The following is a 19,397-nucleotide window of genomic DNA, read 5'->3' on the forward strand; positions in this document are numbered from 1 at the left end:
GTCTCACGATGGTGGCGTGGCGACCCCTCAGCCAACCGTCTCGCGATCGTGCTGGCATACCGAGCAACTCGTCAGCCCGGCCGCCTCCGCGGCGGCGAGGGTCATCGTCTCCACGCCGGTCTCACCCGCTCCCCGGATCAACGGGCAGTTCGTGCTGTGGTAGCGCCGGGTGCCGACGATGACCTTGACCGTGCCGGAGCGCTCGCCCCTGTCGCTCTCACTCCCGGCACTCCCCTTGGCGGCCTCGTCACCGGCCTTACCCCCGGAGACCCCGGCCTTCGGAGCCGGAGTCGCGGGCTTCTGCGTCGGAGTCGCGGGCTTCTGTGTCGGAGTCGCGGGCTTCGGGGTCGCCGCCGCTGCGGGCTTCGGGGTCGTGGCCTTGGGGACCGGTGAAGTCGCGGCCTTGGGAGCACCTGGGGTCGCCGGAGTCGCAGGGGATGCGGCGCCACCCTTGGGTGACGGGCCTCTCTCCTCGCTCCTCGGCGCCTCGCCCTTGGAGACACCGTCCTTGGCGGAAGGCGGACGCTCGGTCCCGGTCTTTCCCGGAACCACCGTGGGCTTGGGGATGGACGACTTGCCGGGCGCGCCGGCGGGCAACGGTCCGCCGGGCTTGGCCGTGGACTCGGAGGCGGACGCGGGCCGCTCATGCAGGACCACGGTCTCCGAGGACGGCTGCTCGGCGGGCCCGGACGGACGCTTGGCCGGCTTGGCAGCCCCGTTGGACGGCTCCGGCATCCCGGACGCGGTCACCCGAGGCTGCGGCGCCGTATCGGACCCCGGCGACTCATCATCCCGCCGCCCCTCAGCACCGGCCCTCGGCTTGCCACCGGCCTGACCACCCACGCCCCCACCGGCCTGGCCGGGCCGGGCACCGCTGGTCTGTTGTCCTCGCTTGGCGGCTCCCGCGCCGCCCGGCTGCTCTGGCGTGGCGGCCGACGTGCCGCTCTTGGCACCGGCCTGCCCGGCCCCAGCCTCAGGCCGCCCGGGCCGCTCACCCGCGTTCCCGGATTGTCCGGGCCGCCCGGCCGCGCTCCCAGGCCGACCCGACCGCTCAGCGGCGTTCCCAGGCCGACCGGACTGGTCGGAGGCGTTTCCGGGCCGACCCGACTGCTCGAAGGCGTTCCCAGGCCGACCGGGCCGCTCAGCTGCGTTCCCGGGCCGATCAGCCGGCTCGGAGGGCTGGCCCGGCCTCGGGCCGGACGGGCGGGGCTGCCCAGGCGAAGCGCCGGCCGCGCCGGGCTGGGCGGGCTTGCCTGCCGTTCCCTGCGCCTTGCCGACCGGCCTGCCGTTGCCGGGCGGGGTCCCGGTCTCATCACCGGAAGAAGCGGAAGAAGAAGTAGAAGGCTCGTCGGGCGAAGAGGTGCCCGGAGGAGCGGAGTCCGGCCTGCGCGCGAACGGCTGCGGCCGGTAGTAAGCAGTCTGCTCCGCCTGCTCGTCATCCGAATCCGATTCGGGGGCGGCGGAGGGTGTCCCCTGGCCGGCCGGCGGACGGCCAAACCATCCGGTGGCGCCTTCCTCCTGGGCGGCGGCCGGCTCCGGGCTGGGGGTGGAAGCCTTCGGGTCGGGCTTCGGCGAAGTGACCGGCGGACGCAGGTCGCGGGTCTCCGCGGAGTTCTTGGTGGTGCTCTTGGCCGCGTTCTCGGTGGGGCCTTCCATGGACAGGTCCACGGCGACGGCAGGCTCGGGGTCGGCGGCAGGCGGCAGCTGCCGTCCGCCGAGCGCTGCGTCCGGCAGGCACGTCGTGCAGGGCGTGAAACCCTCCTCGCGTGCCTCCTCGTACGTGAGCTCCTCGTGCTCCCGACCGGCCAGTTGCCTGCAGCCGGGGACGTGGTAGCGCTTGCGTCCCGGGATCACCAGCACGATCGCGTCCGGCGTGATGCCGCCCGGCGCGGGACGGCGCTGAGCGGGAGCCGGTACGGTCGCGGTCCGCTGCGGCGGCCTCGGCTGCGGTCGGGGCTGCTGCGGGGGCGGCGGCTGGTGGTGGTGGTGGTGGGACATGGGGCCGGTCTGGGTGTACGTCGGCGTGGACGGCATGAGCCCCTTCGAGGGGGTGGCCGGCGCAGCGGCCTGCCCACCTCCGGGAAAAAGCTCGTTCCGCCGCAGGAACGCCCCGATCACCAGGAACAGCGCGGACAGCACGCTGACCACGATGGACCACATGATCAGGAACGGTTTCGCCAGTACGAAGCCCGCGATCAGCAGTACCACTGCCACGAGCACCAAACCAGCACTGATAAGGATCACAGGGGGCTCTTTCGATTGACATCCTCCCGGCCCGAGATGGACCGAGATTCCCGGGTTGCTCCAGGTGGTTCGCGGTTCACGGCCCCGGCCGGCGCCTGGAGGGCTCCCCGCGCCGCGACCTCATGCCCTGAGGCCGTCGAACACGACGGCTTGGCTTTCGCCGTCACAGCAAACCCCAACGGACGAGACCGACAGAACGAGAGCGAAGCATCCCTGGCGAAGTCCGGTGCCAGATCCCAGTGACCCTTATTTTACCTGCGGTCGTTGTGCGGGCCGTCACCACCGGGGAAAGCACCCTGCGGAGCCTCGCCGCCGAACGGGCTGGGACCACCGGGAAGAGGCGGCTGTCCACCCTGCGACACGGCGTGCGACATGGCGGGAGCCTGACCCTGCGGACCACCGGACATGACCGGGAACCCGCCGCTGCCCTCGGCGGAGACGTTGAGCTCGGCGAGCTGGTTCTCCAGGTAGAGCTTGAGGCGGCTGCGGTATTCGCGCTCGAAGCTGCGCAGCTCCTCGACCTTGCGCTCGAGCTCGTCGCGGGTCTGCACCAGCGAGCCCATCGCCTGACGGTGACGCTCCTGCGCGTCGCGCTCGAGCGTCTCGGCGCGGGCGCGGGCGTCGCCGATGACCTGCTCGGCCTGGCGGCGGGCCTTGGTGAGGATCTCGTCGGCGTCGCGCCTGGCGCGGGTGACCGTCTCGTCCGCCTCGCGGCGGGCGTCGGAGATCGCCTGGTCGGCGGTCTGCTGGGCGAGCGCGAGCACGCGGGCCGCGGTGTCCATGTTGTCCTCGGCGGGAGGCATGTTCATGGCCACGGGCGCGGGAGGCTGCTGCTGCATCGGCGGCGGCTCGGGGGCCCGCATGGGCTCCGGCTGCGGCGGTGCCATCATCTCCGGCTTGGGCTGCTCCTGGACCGGGGCGGAGGCCATGGGCATGTTCATGCCGCCCGGCACCTTCCCGCGCAGGGTCTCGGCCAGCTTGGCGCGGAGCTCCTCGTTCTCTTGGATCAGGCGGTCGAGCTCAGCCTCCACCTCGTCGAGGAAGGCGTCGACCTCTTCCTCGTCGTAGCCCGGCCGCAGCCGGGTGGTACTGAACTGCTTGTTCCGCACATCAGCGGGCGTCAGCGGCATTTTTTGGTCTCCTTGGCGCGCTTGGAGTCTGTCCGGAGGACGGTAACCCGAATCACCTCAGCGCGGACACGAGTTGGATCACGACCGGAGCCACACCGGCTCGGTTCATCGCAGCATCCCGGCTATGTTGATCAACAGCAGCACCACGATGAACAGGACAGTGAAGCTTAGGTCAAAGGCCACCGTACCCAACCGGAGCGGAGGAATGAAACGGCGGAGGAACTTGAGGGGCGGGTCAGTTGCGGTGTAAGTGGCCTCCGCCAGCACCAGGACGACGCCGGAAGGGCGCCACTGACGGGCGAAAGCCTGCACCGTCTCAAAAATCATCCTGCCGATGAGCAACACCAGGTAGAGAGACAGGGCAACGACCAAGATCCCACCTATGATCTCCACGGTCCGGCCGCGCCTCCACTTCTGGTGTGCCCGCCAGACCCCGGGGAGAGGGCTGGCTGGGTCCGATAGTCATACAGAGACTCTAACTCTGGTTGAAGAACCCGCGTTCCGCGATTCGGGCCTTGTCCTCGGCGGTCACCTCGACATTGGCAGGGGACAACAGGAACACCTTGTTGGTAACACGTTCAATGCTGCCATGTAGGCCAAAGACCAGACCTGCCGCGAAATCGACGAGCCGCTTGGCGTCACTGTCAACCATCTCGGTCAGGTTCATGATGACCGGGGTGCCGTCCCGGAAGTGCTCTCCGATGGTACGCGCCTCGTTGTACGTGCGGGGGTGCAGCGTGGTGATCCGGGCCAGATCCGTCGTGCGGCGTTCGAGTACGGTCGTGGTGGGCCTGGGCGCGACGGCGCCTGCTTCGGGCTCGTCGTCGCGGTCCTGCACCGCCACGGGACGCTCCTCGCCGGTGCGCTGGGCGTCGTCCTCGTAGGCGTAGTCGTCGGGGTAGGTCTCGTACCTCTCGTAGCGGTCGTCCTCCACGAGACCGAGGTAGACCGCCATCTTGCGCATCGCGCCGGCCATCGCTACGTCGTCCTCCTGCTCATGGTCGCACTCGCTCGGGCCCGTCGCCGTGTCCGAGGCGGTAGGCGTACCCCCTGGAGCTCACCGCTGATCGACCTCTACTTGGTCATGGGCCTGAAGACCCACTTGAGGGGACATTACCTGACGAAGGGCTTTCGACGACCGAGCAACGCCGTACCGACCCGCACGTGTGTCGCGCCGTAGGCGATGGCCTCCGTGAGGTCCTCGCTCATGCCGGCGGAGATCATCGTGGCGCGCGGGTGCTGCTCCTGGACGCGCAGTGCCAGGTCCCGCAGCCGGGCGAAGGCCTTGACCGGATCCTCGCCCAGCGGCGCGACGGCCATGACGCCGCCCAGCCACACCCCTTCGGCCAGGGCCACCTCGTCGGCGAGTTCGAGCAGGTCGGCCGCGCGGGCGCCGCCCCTGGCGGGGTCGTCGTCCAGCGCCACCTGCAGCAGGCAGCCGACCGTGCGGCTCTGGCGCACGGCCTCCTTGCTGATCGCCTCCACGAGCCTGAGGCGGTCCACGGAGTGGATCACGTCGGCGTACCCGACCACGGAGCGGACCTTGTTGGTCTGCAGCTGGCCGACGAAGTGCCAGGTCAGCGACAGCTTGGCGAGTTCGCGCGCCTTGACCGCGGCCTCCTGGTCGCGGTTCTCGCCGACGTCGCGCACACCCAGCTCGGCCAGGATGCGCACGTCCTCGGCGGGCCGCGTCTTGGTGACGGCGATCAGGGTGACCTCTCCGCGGTCGCGTCCCACCGCGCGGCACGCCTCGGCGATGCGCGCGTCGACCTCGGCGAGACCGGCCGCGATCTCGTCCCTTCTCACGTGCCTCTCCCCCTCACTACCGATGCCTCGCCCACTGCGCCGATGTCCCCGCCCGTACGCGGTCCCGCACGAGGATCCCGTACGACGATTCCACAATGCCCTGAGCACGACGGCGCCGCTCCCTCTGGTCCCTGTGGGAGCGGCGTCAGGCGGTCCTGCTGTTGACGGCTATTTGAGGAAATCGGGAACGTCGAGTTCCTCTTCCTGCTCCTCGAAGATCACCCGATTACGTTTGGGGGGGTCCGACATGCGGGAGGTGATGGGCGTGGGCGGGTTGGCGGGCTCGGGCGCGGGCCGGGGAATCGAGACGGGGCCCGAGGGCTCGTCGTCCGGCTCGTCCACGGGCTCGGCGGCCCGTACCGGCTCCACCGGGCGCACCGGCTCGGGGCGCGGCTCGGACCGGAAGTCACCGCGCGGCTCGGGACGGAACTCCGCGCGCGGCTCGGGACGCGGCTCCGTACGGAACTCCGCGCGCGGCTCCGGACGGGGCTCGGGGCGGAACTCCGGACGTGGCTCCGGGCGGGGCTCAGGACGCACCTCAGGGCGCGCCGCGGGCGGCTCGGACTTCACGCTCGGGGACGGCACGCTCGGCCGCACAGGCGACGACGGAGGCGGCGCGGCGGGCTGCGCCGCGGCGGCGGTACGGCCCGCCGGGCGGGGCGCCTCCTTCACCGCCGGGCCCGGCACGTCGTCGAAGCCGGCCGCGATCACCGTCACGCGGACCTCGTCGCCGAGCGCGTCGTCGATGACCGTGCCGAAGATGATGTTGGCGTCGGGCGCGGCGGCCATGGAGACGAGCTGGGCCGCCTCGTTGATCTCGAACAGGCCGAGGTCGGAACCTCCCGCGATGGACAGCAGCACGCCGTGCGCGCCGTCGATGCTGGCCTCCAGCAGCGGGCTGGAGACCGCCATCTCGGCCGCCGCCACCGAGCGGTCGTCGCCGCGGGCGTGGCCGATGCCCATGAGGGCCGAGCCCGCGCCCGACATGACCGACTTGACGTCGGCGAAGTCGAGGTTGATCAGACCGGGCGTGGTGATCAGGTCGGTGATGCCCTGCACACCGGACAGCAGCACCTGGTCGGCGGCCTTGAACGCGTCGAGCACGCTCACCTGCCGATCCGAGATCGACAACAACCGGTCGTTGGGAATCACGATCAGGGTGTCGACCTCGTCGCGCAGCGTCTCGATGCCCGCTTCCGCCTGCGAGGCCCTGCGCCGTCCCTCAAAGCTGAACGGCCTGGTGACGACACCAATGGTGAGCGCGCCGAGCGACCTGGCGATGTTGGCCACGACGGGCGCGCCGCCGGTGCCGGTGCCGCCACCCTCACCCGCCGTGACGAAGACCATGTCGGCCCCCTTGAGGACCTCCTCGATCTCCTCACGGTGGTCCTCGGCCGCCTTGCGGCCGACATCGGGGTTGGCGCCCGCGCCAAGTCCGCGCGTGAGCTCGCGGCCCACGTCGAGTTTCACATCGGCGTCACTCATCAGCAGCGCCTGGGCGTCGGTGTTTATCGCGATGAACTCGACGCCCTTGAGTCCCTCTTCGATCATCCGGTTGACGGCGTTGACTCCGCCGCCGCCGATGCCGACGACCTTGATGACCGCGAGGTAGTTCTGCGGTGCTGCCACGACGAGGGGCCTTTCCGCTCGTTGACTTGCCATTTCGGTGCGGATCATCTCCGCTTTTTGTCAGTTCGGGTAACTCTCAACCTCAGGTTGAGATTTAGATTTATGTCAACCTGAGGATTGATACGGACAGTAGGAGTTACGCTCCAGGCGGGTCAACTAACCGCGCCGCAAGCACGTCCGGCGTGTCGCGGGCTGTCCGTTTCGCGCCACGGTCGCGCCTGGTGGCGACCCTCCCATGCCGAAAGTCCCGCTTACAGGCTCTCACGCCGTGAGCCGCGTCTCGCACAGGCTCGGCGATGCCCTTGCCGCTGAGTTGCCAGACCCTGACGATCACGATCACTTCAGCGTCACCACGTCGGGGGAGCTGACGTCGTACGACTTGGCCGTTCTTTCGCGCTTGAGCAGCGAACTGAGAATGCGCGCCTTCTCCTCGGGGCGGTCGGGCCCGCCCCAGAGGACGGTGCGGCCGTCCGACAACTCCAGCGTCACGCCTTCGGCGCTCGCCGCGCGCACCTGCCTGACCTTGGCCGCCACCTCGCCCGGCACAGCCTGGACGACCTTGAGCGCCGCCGCCATGACGGGGTCGCCCGGAACGGGGCGGTCCACCTTGAGCAGTGGCAGCATCGGCGGCGCGACGGACCTGTGCTCGATCACCACGCCCTGCCCGTCGACGATCGCCACCCGCTGCCCCGACTGCACGGCGGCGACCGGCTCGCGCTCGACCACCTCGATCTTGAGCGTGCCCGGCCAGATCCGGTCCACCTTGGCGGAGGCGAGCTGCCTGATGCCCATGACGCGGCCCTCGACGTCGGCGAGGTTCACGGTGGCGAGCGGGTGCAGGTCCGCCACGCCGGCCTGCTGCTTGATACGCTCGCTCGGCACTGTGATATTTCCCACGATGTCGATCGAGCGCACCCCCAGCACGGGCGAGAAGAACACCAGCCACGCGGCCGTGCCCACCACCCCCGCCGTCAGCAGCACCAGGAACGCCGTGCGCGCCTTCATCGCCCTCCCGCCATCGGCCCCATGCCTGAACGGGGGCCCGTGTAGGCACCGAACCTACGCCGCCACGCGGCCCAACACCCACGCGCCACGCCCAAGATGACGGCCCCGCGCAGGCTCAGGACAGGCGCGCGACGATCTGCGGCCCGAGCTCCGTGATGTCGCCCGCGCCCATCGTCAGCACGATGTCGCCGGGCCGCGCCCGGTCGGCCACCAGCGCCGGCACCGCGGACCGGTCCGGCGCGTACGCCACCCGCTCCGGCGGCAGCGGCACCCGCCCGGCGACCATGGCCCCCGACACCCCGGGCTCGGGGTCCTCGCGGGCGCCGTACACGTCGAGCACGATGGCCTCGTCGGCCAGCCCGAGCGCGGCCCCGAACTCGTCGGCGAAGAAGCGGGTGCGCGAGTAGAGGTGCGGCTGGAAGACCGCGATGACCCGGCCGGTGCCGGAGTAGGAGGCCACCACGTCGCGGGCGGCCCGCAGGTCGGCGGCCAGCTCGGTCGGGTGGTGGGCGTAGCTGTCGAACACCGCGACGCCGCCGGCCTCGCCCTTGGCCTCGAAGCGCCGCTTGGCCCCGGTGAAGGCGCCCAGGCCGTCCCTGATCTCCTCGAACGGGATCCCCAGCTCGTCGGCCACGGCGATCACCGCGGTGGCGTTGAGCGCGTTGTGAGCCCCGGGCACGGCCAGGCGTACCTCACCCCTGCCCTCGATGCTGAACACGGTGCCGAACCCGTCCGGCCTGACGTCGGTCACCCGGTGGTCGGCGCCCTGGAGCCCGTACGTCCTGACCCGCAGCCCGCGCCCGGCGGCCCACCGCGCCAGCTCGGCCGAGCCCGGGTCGTCGGCGCAGGCGATGAGCAGCGAGCCGATCCGCTCGGCGAACCTGGCGAAGCTGTCGTGCACGGCCCGCGGGTCGCCGTAGTTGTCGAGGTGGTCGGCCTCGACGTTGGTCACCACGGCGATGTCGGGGGCCAGCATGAGGAAGGAGCCGTCGCTCTCGTCGGCCTCGGCCACGAACACGCCGCCCTGGCCGTCGTCGGCGCCGAGCCCGGTGGTGACGAGCTGGCCGCCCACGCAGTAGGACGGGTCGGCGCCGCACTTCTGCAGCGCCACGGTGAGCATCGAGGTGGTGGTGGTCTTGCCGTGGGTTCCCGCGATGGCGACCGCGGTGCGCCCGGCCATCACCGAGGCCAGCGCGGCGGCCCGCGGGATGATCCGCAGGCCCTGCTTGAGCGCCTCGCCCAGCTCGGGGTTGGAGTCGCGGATGGCGGTGGAGACGACCACGGTGTCGATGTCCCTGATGTGGGAGGCGGCGTGCCCGATGTGCACGGTCGCGCCGAGCTCGCGCAGCTCGGTGATCAGCTCGGAGCTGCGCGCGTCGCTGCCCGTCACCCGCACGCCGCGCTTGAGCAGGATGCGGGCGATGCCCGACATCCCGGCGCCGCCTATGCCGATGAAGTGCACCCGCCCCAGCTCTTCCACGGAGACGGGATCGACCAGCTTGACGAGATTCATCGGGCTATCTCCAACACTTTCCTGGCAAGCATGAGATCGGCGTCCTTCCTCCCCAGTCTGGAGGCGGCCTCCGACATGAAGGCGACCCGCTCGGGGTCGCGGAGGATGGGCAGCACGTTGTGGATGATCCATTCGGGCGTCAGCTCGGCGTCGTCGGCCACCAGGCCGCCGCCGCCCCTGACGATGCGCTCGGCGTTGATGCGCTGCTCGCCGTTGCCGTAGGGCAGCGGCACGTACGCGGCGGGCAGGCCGACCGCGGTCAGCTCGGCGCAGGTCAGCGCGCCGCTGCGGCACAGCGCGAAGTCCGCGGCGGCGTAGGCGAGGTCCATCCGGTCGACGTAGGGCAGCAGGACGTACTGCGGGTCGCCGGGCGGGGGCTCGCGATCGACGCCGTTCTTCGGGCCCAGCACGTGCAGCACCTGCACCCCGGCCTGCCGCAGTACGGGCGAGGCGGCCAGCGCGGCCTCGTTGATCGACCTGGCGCCCTGCGAGCCGCCGAACACCAGCAGCGTCGGCCGGTCGTTCTCCAGCCCGAACCAGGAACGCGCCTTGTCGCCCGTGGACAGCCGGTCCAGCGTGACGATCTCGCGGCGCAGCGGCGTGCCGATGTACTCGGCCTTGGGCAGCGTGCCGTCGGGGAAGCCGCTGAAGACGTGGTCGGTCAGCCGGGCGCCCAGCCGGTTGGCCAGGCCCGGGCGCGGATTGGCCTCGTGCACGACGATCGGCACGCCGCGCCGCTTGGCCGCCAGGTAGGCGGGCGTCGCCACGTAGCCGCCGAAGCCGACCAGGACGTCGGCCCTGACCCGGTCGAGTATGCCCGCGGTCGCGTTGATCGCTCCTGCCAGCCTGCCCGGCACGGTGAGCAGGCTCGGAGTGATCGCCCTGGGCAGCGGCACGGCCGGCACCAGCTCCAGCTCGTAGCCCCTGGCAGGCACAAGGCGCGACTCCAGGCCGCGCTCCGTGCCCACACAGGTGATGCCGACACCGGCGTCCAGATAACGCAGCGCGTCCGCAAGGGCGAGCGCGGGCTCGATGTGCCCGGCTGTCCCCCCACCGGCGAGGACCACCCTCATCTCGGTCACTCCCTAACGTTTTGCTCGGCCTTTGGACGTACCCCCCAGGCCAAGCCAGCTTAGAGCCCGGGCGGCCGGTCCGGGGCCACGAGCGGCCAAGGCCTCCCGCGCTCCCGGCTCGCGTTTGGCGAACGCCAGCAGCATGCCCAGGGCGGCGAGCGTGGGCAGCAGCGCCGAACCACCGTAGGAGACCAGCGGCAGCGGGATGCCGGTGATCGGCAGCACGCCCAGCACGGCCCCGATGTTGACGGTCGCCTGGCCCACGATCCAGGCCACCATGGCGGCGGAGGCGAGCCTGGTGAAGGCGTCGTTGACCCGTACGGCCACGCGCAGCCCGGCGTAGCCGAGCAGCCCGAACAGCGCCACCACCATCAGCGTGCCCATCAGGCCGAGCTCCTCACCGACGATGGCGAAGATGAAGTCGCTCTCGCCGTGCGGCAGCCAGCTCCACTTCTGCCGGCTCTCGCCCAGCCCCAGCCCGAACCAGCCGCCGGAGCCCATCGCGATCTGCCCCTGCACCGCCTGGTAGCCGGCGCCCTGCGCGTCGGCCCACGGATCCAGGAAGGCGCCGATGCGCGCCATCCGGTACGGCTCCACCCTGATCATGATGACCGCCGCCAGCACCGCCAGCGCCATGATGCCGCCGAACAGCTTGACCGGCGCCCCCACCACCCACAACAGCGCCAGGAAGATCATGAACAGCACCAGCGTGGTGCCCAGGTCGCGGCCGAGCATGACCATGACGGCCAGCAGCGCGGTGCCGGGCATGAGCGGGATCAGCATCTGCCGCCACTCGATGCGGCCCTGCCGCGCCCGCCTGGCCAGCAGGTCGGCGCCCCACAACACGAGCCCGAGCTTGGCCGGCTCCGACGGCTGGATGGTCAGCGGGCCGATGTAGATCCACCGCTGCGCGCCCAGCTCGGAGGAGCCGATGAACAGCACCATGACCAGCGCGAAGATCGACAGAGCCATCAGCGGATAGCCCGCCCAGCGGAAGAACTTGACCGGCAGCCGCGAGCACAGGTACATCACCGGCACGCCGATCGCGGCCGACATCGACTGCTTGATGAACCACGAGAACGGGCTGCCGGTCTTGTGCAGCGCCTCGATGCTGGAGGCCGACAACACCATCATCAGCCCCAGCGCGAGCAGCAGCGCGCTGCACATGATGATCAGGTAGTAGGTGGTCAGCGGCTTGTCGAGCAGCTCCTTCAGCGTGCCGAGCTGCTCGCGCGCCCACTTCCCCGGGCCCTCCTGCGCGGCCTTGGCCTTGGCGGGCGGCCGCACCCGCTCCTCAGCGCTCGTGCTCACGTCGCGCCCTCACCGCCCGTGCCCACCCACGCCCTCACGTCGCGCCCTCACCGCCCGCGCTCCTCCGCGCCCTCGCGCCGCTCCCGCAGCCCGCGCACGGCACGCGCGAAGGCCTCACCCCGCGCCGGGTAGTTGGCGAACATGTCGAGGGAAGCCCCCGCCGGGGAGAGCAGCACGGTGTCTCCTGGCGAGGCCAGCCGGGCGGCTTCGGTGACGACCTTTTCCATCGCACCAGTGTCCCGATCGGAGATGTCCACGAGGGGGACATTCGGCGCGTGTCGCGCGATGGCTTCGGCGATCCTGGCGCGATCGGCGCCGAGCAGGACCGCTCCGCGCAGTCTGGGGGCGGCCTGGCGTACCAGGTCGTCCACGTCGGCGCCCTTGAGCTGACCGCCCGCCACCCACACCACCGAGGAGTAGGAGGCCAGCGCCGCGGCGGCGGCGTGCGGGTTGGTCGCCTTGGAGTCGTCGATGTAGTCGACCTCGCCGATCCGGTCCACGTGCGTGAGCCGGTGCGGGTCGGGCACGAAGTCGCGCAGCCCCTGGCGTACGGCCTCGGACGGCACGCCCAGCGAGCGGGCCAGCGCGGCGGCGGCCAGCGCGTTGGCCACGTTGTGCGGCGCGAACGGGCGCACGTCCTCCAGGGTCGCCAGTTCCTCGGCCGTCTCGGCGGGGTCGGGCACGAACGCCCGGTCCACCAGCAGGTCCTCCACCACGCCGATCTCGCCGGCCTTGGGCACGCGCAGCGTGAACCCGACCGCCCCCGGATAGGGCGCGGCCAGCCTGGCGGTCTCCGGGTCGTCGGCGTTGAAGATCACTGTGCCGGCGCGTTCGTAGATGCGGCCCTTGGCGGCGGCGTACTCGGCCATGGACCCGTGCCAGTCGAGGTGGTCGGGCGCGAGGTTGAGTATGGCCGCGGCGTGCGGCGCGAGGGTGGCCGACCAGTGCAGCTGGAAGCTGGACAGCTCGACGGCCAGCGCGTCGTACGGCTCCGCGACGGCCCGTACCACCGGCACGCCCACGTTCCCCACGGCCAGGGCCTTGCGCCCGGCCGCGTTCAGTATCGAGGTGAGCATGCGCACTGCGGTGGTCTTGCCGTTGGTCCCGGTCAGCGCCAGCCACGGGGCGGCCTGCCGCGGACGCAGCCGCCAGGCCAGCTCCACCTCGCCGACCACCTCGACCCCGGCCCGCAGCGCGGCGGCGATCAGCGGATGGTGCGGCGCCCACCCGGTGGTGACCAGCCGCGTCACCCCCTCGGGCAGGACCAGCTCGCCGAACCGGGTCTCCACGCCGACGCGGGCCAGCTCGGCCGCGGCGGCGAGCTGCCGCTCACCCGCCACGGACTCCACGACCACGACCCGCTCGCCGCGCCCGGCCAGCACGCCGGCCACGGCGGTGCCGGACACGCCGAGCCCGGCCACACAGGTGCAGCTCATAGCTTGGGCATCCACTCCACGTAGAACAGCCCGAGCCCGAGCGCCGCGCACAACATCGCGATCAGCCAGAAGCGGACCACGATCGTGGTCTCCGCCCAGCCCTTGAGCTCGAAGTGGTGCTGCAGCGGCGCCATCCTGAACACCCGTTTCCCGGTCATCTTGAACGACCCGACCTGGATGATCACCGACAGCGTGATGATCACGCACAGGCCGGCCAGGATGATCAGCAGGAGCTGGGTACGGGTGGCGATGGCCAGCCCGGCCAGCACGCCGCCCAGGGCCAGCGAGCCGGTGTCGCCCATGAAGATCTTGGCGGGCGGGGCGTTCCACCACAGGAACCCGATCAGCGCCCCCAGCACCGCCGCCGCCACCACCGCCAGGTCGAGCGGATCTCGTACCCAGTAGCAGTTGGGGCCGAGCTGGTCGATGCAGTTGTTGCGCAGCTGCCAGTTGCCGATCAGCACGTACGCGGCCAGCACGGTGCCGGTCGCGCCGCTGGCCAGGCCGTCGAGGCCGTCGGTGAGGTTCACCGCGTTGGAGAACCCGACGATCATGATGAGCACCCAGATGGTGAACCCGACGATGCCGATCGACGGGCCGATGTCGCGCAGGAAGGACACGCGGGTCTCGGCGGGGGTGATGCCGTAGACGTTCGGCTGACGGGTCACCAGGACGGCGAAGACCGCGCCGACGACGAGCTGGCCGAGCGCCTTGGCGCCGCTGCGCAGGCCGAGGCTGCGCTGCTTGTAGATCTTGATGAAGTCGTCGAGGAACCCGACCGCGCCCAGGCCCGTCATCAGGAACAGCACCAGCATGCCCGACACCGTCGGGGGTTCCAGTGTGGCCAGGTGGGAGGCGCCGTAGGCGAGCAGCGAGGCCAGCACGAAGACGATGCCGCCCATCGTGGGGGTGCCCCGCTTGCCCTGGTGGGCCTGCACGCCCTCCTCGCGGATCTCCTGGCCGATGCCGCGCCGGGAGAACAGCCTGATCGCCACCGGGGTGCCCAGCATCGACAGGATCAGGCCCACGGCGGCGGCGATGACGATGTTGATCACTGGGGGGCACCTCCGAGCACGAGCTCGGCCGTCCGCTCCAGGCCCATGGCCCTCGGTCCCTTGATCAGCACCGCGTCACCGGGCCGCAGCCACGCGGCCAGCTCGGCCGCGGCGGCCTCGGCGTCGGGCACGTGCACGATCCGCGTCGGCTGCCCGTAACCGGGCTGCGCCGGGAACCCGGGCGGTCCCCCGGGCCCCGCTGGCGGCCCGCCCGCGTACGGCCCGCCAGGACCCGCGTACGGCCCGGCAGGCGCCTGAGGCCCGGGACCCGGGACGCCGGGAGCCGGAACGCCGGCAGCCGGGAAGCTGGGAATCGGGAAGCCGGGGGCCGGGGAGCCAGGAGCCGGGGAGCCAGGAGCCTGAGGGCCCGGAGCCTGGGGAGCCGGAGCGCCGGGAGTCTGGGGACCTGAAGCCTGGGCGGCCGTGTGGGCGCCCTCCAGGACCGGTCCTGCGTCGGGGCCCGCCACGATCAGTGCCGCCAGCCCCGCACCGCCGGCCAGCCGCCCCAGCTCGGTGTTGAGCGCGGCCCCCTCCTCGCCGAGTTCGCGCAGCGCCGCGATGACCGCGAAGCGCCGCCGTCCCCTGCCGAGCACCTCGAACGCCTCGAAGGCGGCCCGCATGGAGTCGGGGTTGGCGTTGTAGGCGTCGTTGACCACCGTCACGCCGTCGGGCCGGTCGGTGACCTCCATCCGCCACCGGCTGCGCGGCGTGGCCTCCGACAACTCCTCGGCGATGGTCGCCACCGGCAGCCCGAGCTCGTACCCGGCCGCCGCCGCGGCGAGCGCGTTCTCGACCGCGTGCTCCCCGTGCAGCTTCAGCGACACGTGCGCGGCCCCTGACGGGGTGCGCAGCGTGAAGGAGGCGCGCCCGCGGGCGTCCATCACGACGTCCTCGGCCCTGATCGCCGCGGACTCGGCGCGCCCGAAGTAGGTGACGCGGGCCTCGGTACGCGTGGCCATCCCCCGCACCAGCGGGTCGTCGGCGTTGAGCACGGCCACGCCCGAGCGCGGCAGCGACTCCACCAGCTCGCCCTTGGCCTTGGCGATGGCCTCCTTGCCGCCGAACACGCCCAGGTGCGCGGTGCCCACGTTGAGCACCACGCCGATCTGCGGCGGCGCGATGCGGGTCAGGTCCTTGATGTGGCCGATGTTGCGCGCGGCCAGCTCCAGCACCATGAAGCGGGTGTCGAGGTCGGCGCGCAGCACGGTCAGCGGGTGGCCGAGCTCGTTGTTGTAGCTGCCGACGGGCGCGATCGTGGGGCCGACCCGCCCGGTGAGCCGGGCCAGCAGGTCCTTGGTGGTGGTCTTGCCGGCCGAGCCGGTCACGCCGATGACGGTGACCTTGGACAACATGCGGACCTGTGCCGCGGCCAGTTCGGCGAGCGCCGCGGCGGTGTCCGGCACGATCACCGCGGGCCCCTCGACCGGCCTGGTGGCCAGTACGGCGACGGCTCCGGCCCGCATCGCCTGCGCGGCGAAGTCGTGACCGTCGACCCGCGCGCCCTTGATGGCGACGAACAGGGATCCCGGTTCCACCGCCCGCGAGTCGATCACGACGGGCCCGCGCACCACCGCGCGGGGGTCGGCCATGCCCGACAGGGCTCCCGAGGTCATCTCGGCGATCCTGGCCAGAGGCAACGGGATCATTAGTGCTTCCTGCTTTCCTTGCGTGCGTCGATCGCTTCGGCGACCACTTCGCGGTCGTCGAAGGGGATCACCTCGCCTGAAACGTACTGGCCCTGCTCGTGGCCCTTCCCGGCTACGACGATCACGTCGCCGCGCCCGGCCCTGGCGATCGCCAGGCCGATGGCGGCCGCGCGGTCGGGCTCAATGATCACATGAGCACGGTGGTGCTGCGGAACGCGGAGCGCTCCCTCCATCATCGTCGCGAGGATGGCCAGCGGATCCTCCGAGCGTGGATTGTCGTTCGTGAAAATAGCCACATCCGCCAGCTCGGCGGAGATTTCTCCCATGGTGGGGCGTTTGCCCTTGTCGCGGTCGCCGCCGCAGCCGAGCACGATCGTCAGCGTGCCGTCCGTGACCGTCCGCAGCGAGCGCAGCACCGACTCCACGGCGCCCGGCTTGTGCGAGTAGTCCACGACGGCCTGGAACTCGTCCTCGGCGGCCGTGACGCGCTGCATGCGGCCGGGCACGCCGTCCAGCGTGCCCACGCCGTGCACGGCCGTCTGCAGCGGCACCCCGGACTCGACCAGCGTCACGATCGCGCCGAGCGCGTTGGCGACGTTGAACGGGCCGGGCAGCGAGACGTGCGCGTCGGCCTCGACACCGCCGGGCCCGACCACGCGGAACGCGCTGCCGTCGGAGCCCAGCCTGGCCTCCACCGCCCGCCACTCCGCCTGCGGATCGCCCAGCGCCGAGAACGTGGTCATCGGCACCTTCGCCAGGTCGAGCAACTCGCGCCCGTAGCGGTCGTCGATGTTGGTCACGCCCAGGCGGCTCAGCTCGGGTTGGAACAACCTCGCCTTGGTGGCGAAGTAGTCCTCGAAGTCCTTGTGGAAGTCGAGGTGGTCCTGGGACAGGTTGGTGAACAGGGCGACGTCGTAGTAGATGGCGTCGATCCTGCCGAGCGCGAGTGCGTGGCTGGAGACCTCCATGGCCGCCGCGGTGACGCCCTCCTCGCGCATCAGGGCGAACAGCCCGTGCAGGTCGGACGCCTCGGGCGTGGTCAGCGTGGGCTGGAAGCGCAGCCCGCCCGCGTGGATCTCGACCCCGCCCACCAGGCCGGCCCGGTGCCCGGCGGCCCGCAGGCCGGCCTCGATCATGAACGTGGTGGTGGACTTGCCGCTGGTGCCCGTGACGCCGAGCACCTGGATGTCGTGGGCGGGCTGCCCGTACACCCAGGAGGAGATCTGGCCGAGCAGGGAACGCGGATCGGAGACGATGAGCACGGGCAGCCCGGTGGCCACGGCCGCGTCGCGACCGGCGCGGTCGGTGAGCACGGCCACGGCCCCGCTCGCCATCGCGTCGGCGGCGAACGTGGCGCCGTGGACCCGGTTGCCCGGGAGCGCCACGTACAGATCGCCGCGTCTGACGTTGCGGGAGTCGATCGTGACGCCGGTCATGGCGGCGTGAGGCGACCTCGACGTGCCGGAATCGGCGTCGAGCATGGTCGCGAGCCCGGTCAGCGGGCGAGGCGGGCTGGTCGTGGGACGCATAGACGACGGGGGACGCACGGCGAGAGCGTACCTTCCCCGGTCACTGTCCGGCGCGCGTACGCACCGTAGGCGCGGCGGAGCCTGTGGGAGGAATCTTCTTGCTCTTGATGGCGAACGTCATCACATCCTTGAAGACGGGGGCCGCCAACTGCCCGCCGAAGTGGCCCTTCTTCGGGTTCTGCAGCACCGAGAGCACCACCAGCCTGGGCTGGTCCGCCGGCGCGAACCCGACGAAAGAGGCCGTGTAGCCGTCGTAGCGGCCGAGCTCGGCGTCGTAGCGGTCGGCCGTGCCGGTCTTGCCCGCCACGCGGTAGCCGTCGATGGCGGCGAGCTGGCCCGTGCCCTCCTCGCCCACCGCGCCCTCCAGCATCGTCGTGATCTCCTTGGCCGTCGTCTCGCTCACCACTCTGGTCTGCTTGCCCGCGGCGGCCGGTACGAACCTGCCCGTCGCGTCGGTCGTGCCCGCCACGATCTGCGGCTCGATCTTGACCCCGCCGTTGGCGATCGTCTGGTAGACGCTCGCCATCTGCAGCGCGGTCACCGACACGCCCTGCCCGTAGGCGACCGTGCACTGCTGGCTGCCCGACCACTTGCGATAGTCGGGCAGCAGGCCCGCCTCCGCGCTGGGCACGCCCCCGCCCGGCCTGGTGCCGAACCCGAACGTCTTCAGCATCTCATGCAGTTTCTGGCTGCCCACCTTGCGCGCCGCCATGATGGTGGCCACGTTGCTGGACTGCGCCATGGCCTGCCGGAACGTCATGGACTCCGTCTTGTGCGCGTGGGCGTCGCGCAGCACCTGGTCGGCGCACCTGATCCGGTCGGGCACCTGGTACACCGTCCCGCCCGTCACCGCGCCGGCCTCCAGCGCGGCGGCGGCGGTGATCACCTTGTTGGTGCTGCCCGGCTCGAACACGTCGGCGGCGGCCTTGTTGATGTAGGCCGACTCGGGGGCCTTGCGCCAGTTGCCCAGGTCGAGTTCGGGGGCGTTGGCCATGGCGACGATCTGCGCCGTCCGCACGTCCATGACGATCACGGTGCCGCTGTCGGCCTCGGCCGCCTTCACCTGCTCGGCGACCGACTTCTGCGCGGCCCACTGGATGTCGCGGTCGATGGTCAGCCGTACGTCCTGGCCGTCCACGGGCACGGTGCGCTGGCTGCTGGTCATCGGGATGCGCTGGCCGTCGCGGCCCGTCTCGACGCGCTGCTCGCCGTCGCGGCCGGCCAGCAGCGAGTTCTTGGCCTGCTCCATGCCGCCCAGGCCGTCGCCCTCGTCGCCGACGAACCCGATCAGGCTGCCCGCCAGGTCGCCGGCCGGGTACAGCCGCTTGTAGGTCTTCTTGGTCGACAGCGCGGGCACACGGGCCTGGAGCAGGCGCGTGGCCACGACGGGATCGACGTCCCTGGCCAGGAGCTGGTAGCGGCTGCCGGTCTTGGCCAGCTTCGCCGCGATCTCCTGCTCGTTCTTGCCGAGGTGCTGGGCCAGGATCCTGGCGACCTTCGCGCGCACGTCGCCCGGGACCTTGGTCGGGTCGATCGAGACCTCCCTGGCCTCGACGGTGACGGCCAGTTCGTGGCCGTCCACGTCGGTGATCGAGCCGCGTTTGGCCGGGATGACCTCGGTCTGCTGGCGCTGGTCCGCCGCGGCGGCCTCGTACACCTTGGAGTCGAGTCCCTGCATCTGGATCAGCCGCCCGGCGAAGATCGACAACACGAACGTCATGCCGATCAGGCCGAAGTTGATCCGCCTGCGTGGGCTGCCCAGCCGCAACATGAGCGGCGGCCTGGGCGGGCGTGGCGGGGGCCGGCGCGGGCCCCTGGGCGGCGGCACGTCGCCGCCGCGTCGCCGCGCCGGCTCCTGCCCTCGGGATCCCTGGTTCCGGGAACCCTGGCTCTGGCCGCTGCGTGGACCGCCCGCCTGAGTGCTCCGTGGACTGCCCGCCTGGGTACGGCGCGCGCCCTCGTCCGCGCCGGAGGCCGACCCGTTGGCCGACCTGTTGGCGGCCCCGTTCGCGCCACGGCC

15 protein-coding genes are annotated in these 19,397 nt (G+C 71.5%); all 15 read right to left on the minus strand.

The genetic code is table 11. The features are described from left to right. Positions 1–27 precede the first annotated feature (27 nt). Positions 28–2,214: a hypothetical protein gene (locus AB0I81_RS42195; protein WP_360669637.1), complete on the minus strand. Its 2,187-nt coding sequence runs from the start codon at positions 2,212–2,214 to the stop codon at positions 28–30. Positions 2,215–2,495: 281 nt separating this feature from the next. Then, positions 2,496–3,374, minus strand: coding sequence for a DivIVA domain-containing protein (locus AB0I81_RS42200; RefSeq protein WP_360669640.1), 879 nt, complete (start codon positions 3,372–3,374; stop codon positions 2,496–2,498). 105 nt (positions 3,375–3,479) lie between these two features. Next, positions 3,480–3,767, minus strand: coding sequence for a YggT family protein (locus AB0I81_RS42205; RefSeq protein ID WP_360669643.1), 288 nt, complete (start codon positions 3,765–3,767; stop codon positions 3,480–3,482). 82 nt (positions 3,768–3,849) lie between these two features. Next, positions 3,850–4,350 (minus strand): cell division protein SepF, encoded by a 501-nt coding sequence (gene sepF / locus AB0I81_RS42210; protein ID WP_360669646.1) that lies wholly within the window; start codon positions 4,348–4,350, stop codon positions 3,850–3,852. Between the two features lie 137 nt (positions 4,351–4,487). After that, on the minus strand, positions 4,488–5,180 hold the full coding sequence (locus tag AB0I81_RS42215) for a YggS family pyridoxal phosphate-dependent enzyme (RefSeq protein WP_360669649.1): 693 nt from the start codon (positions 5,178–5,180) through the stop codon (positions 4,488–4,490). Positions 5,181–5,348: 168 nt separating this feature from the next. Further along, positions 5,349–6,809 (minus strand): cell division protein FtsZ, encoded by a 1,461-nt coding sequence (ftsZ, locus tag AB0I81_RS42220; protein ID WP_360669652.1) that lies wholly within the window; start codon positions 6,807–6,809, stop codon positions 5,349–5,351. A 336-nt stretch (positions 6,810–7,145) separates the two neighbouring features. Beyond that, the gene (locus tag AB0I81_RS42225; RefSeq protein ID WP_360669655.1) at positions 7,146–7,814 is read right to left on the minus strand and encodes an FtsQ-type POTRA domain-containing protein; all 669 of its coding nucleotides are present in this window, start codon (positions 7,812–7,814) and stop codon (positions 7,146–7,148) included. A gap of 115 nt (positions 7,815–7,929) precedes the next feature. Further along, on the minus strand, positions 7,930–9,327 hold the full coding sequence (murC, locus tag AB0I81_RS42230; RefSeq protein ID WP_360669658.1) for a UDP-N-acetylmuramate--L-alanine ligase: 1,398 nt from the start codon (positions 9,325–9,327) through the stop codon (positions 7,930–7,932). Continuing rightward, entirely contained in the window at positions 9,324–10,400 is a 1,077-nt protein-coding gene (murG, locus tag AB0I81_RS42235; RefSeq protein ID WP_360669661.1) for an undecaprenyldiphospho-muramoylpentapeptide beta-N-acetylglucosaminyltransferase, read from the minus strand. The genes murC and murG overlap by 4 nt, the downstream gene beginning before the upstream one ends. A 12-nt stretch (positions 10,401–10,412) precedes the next feature. Next, on the minus strand, positions 10,413–11,615 hold the full coding sequence (gene ftsW, locus AB0I81_RS42240; protein ID WP_360669740.1) for a putative lipid II flippase FtsW: 1,203 nt from the start codon (positions 11,613–11,615) through the stop codon (positions 10,413–10,415). Positions 11,616–11,758: 143 nt separating this feature from the next. Then, a complete protein-coding gene (gene murD, locus AB0I81_RS42245) occupies positions 11,759–13,147 on the minus strand; it encodes a UDP-N-acetylmuramoyl-L-alanine--D-glutamate ligase (protein ID WP_360669663.1) in 1,389 nt (462 codons plus the stop codon). Continuing rightward, positions 13,144–14,202 (minus strand): phospho-N-acetylmuramoyl-pentapeptide-transferase, encoded by a 1,059-nt coding sequence (mraY, locus tag AB0I81_RS42250; RefSeq protein ID WP_360669666.1) that lies wholly within the window; start codon positions 14,200–14,202, stop codon positions 13,144–13,146. The genes murD and mraY overlap by 4 nt, the downstream gene beginning before the upstream one ends. After that, positions 14,199–15,848 (minus strand): UDP-N-acetylmuramoyl-tripeptide--D-alanyl-D-alanine ligase, encoded by a 1,650-nt coding sequence (gene murF, locus AB0I81_RS42255; RefSeq protein WP_360669669.1) that lies wholly within the window; start codon positions 15,846–15,848, stop codon positions 14,199–14,201. The genes mraY and murF overlap by 4 nt, the downstream gene beginning before the upstream one ends. Further along, positions 15,848–17,377: a UDP-N-acetylmuramoyl-L-alanyl-D-glutamate--2,6-diaminopimelate ligase gene (locus AB0I81_RS42260; protein ID WP_360669671.1), complete on the minus strand. Its 1,530-nt coding sequence runs from the start codon at positions 17,375–17,377 to the stop codon at positions 15,848–15,850. The genes murF and AB0I81_RS42260 overlap by 1 nt, the downstream gene beginning before the upstream one ends. Before the next feature lie 40 nt (positions 17,378–17,417). Beyond that, entirely contained in the window at positions 17,418–19,148 is a 1,731-nt protein-coding gene (locus tag AB0I81_RS42265; protein WP_360669674.1) for a penicillin-binding protein 2, read from the minus strand. Between the last annotated feature and the right edge of the window lie 249 nt (positions 19,149–19,397).

This window comes from Nonomuraea sp. NPDC050404 (assembly GCF_040655495.1).
GTDB lineage: Bacteria > Actinomycetota > Actinomycetes > Streptosporangiales > Streptosporangiaceae > Nonomuraea.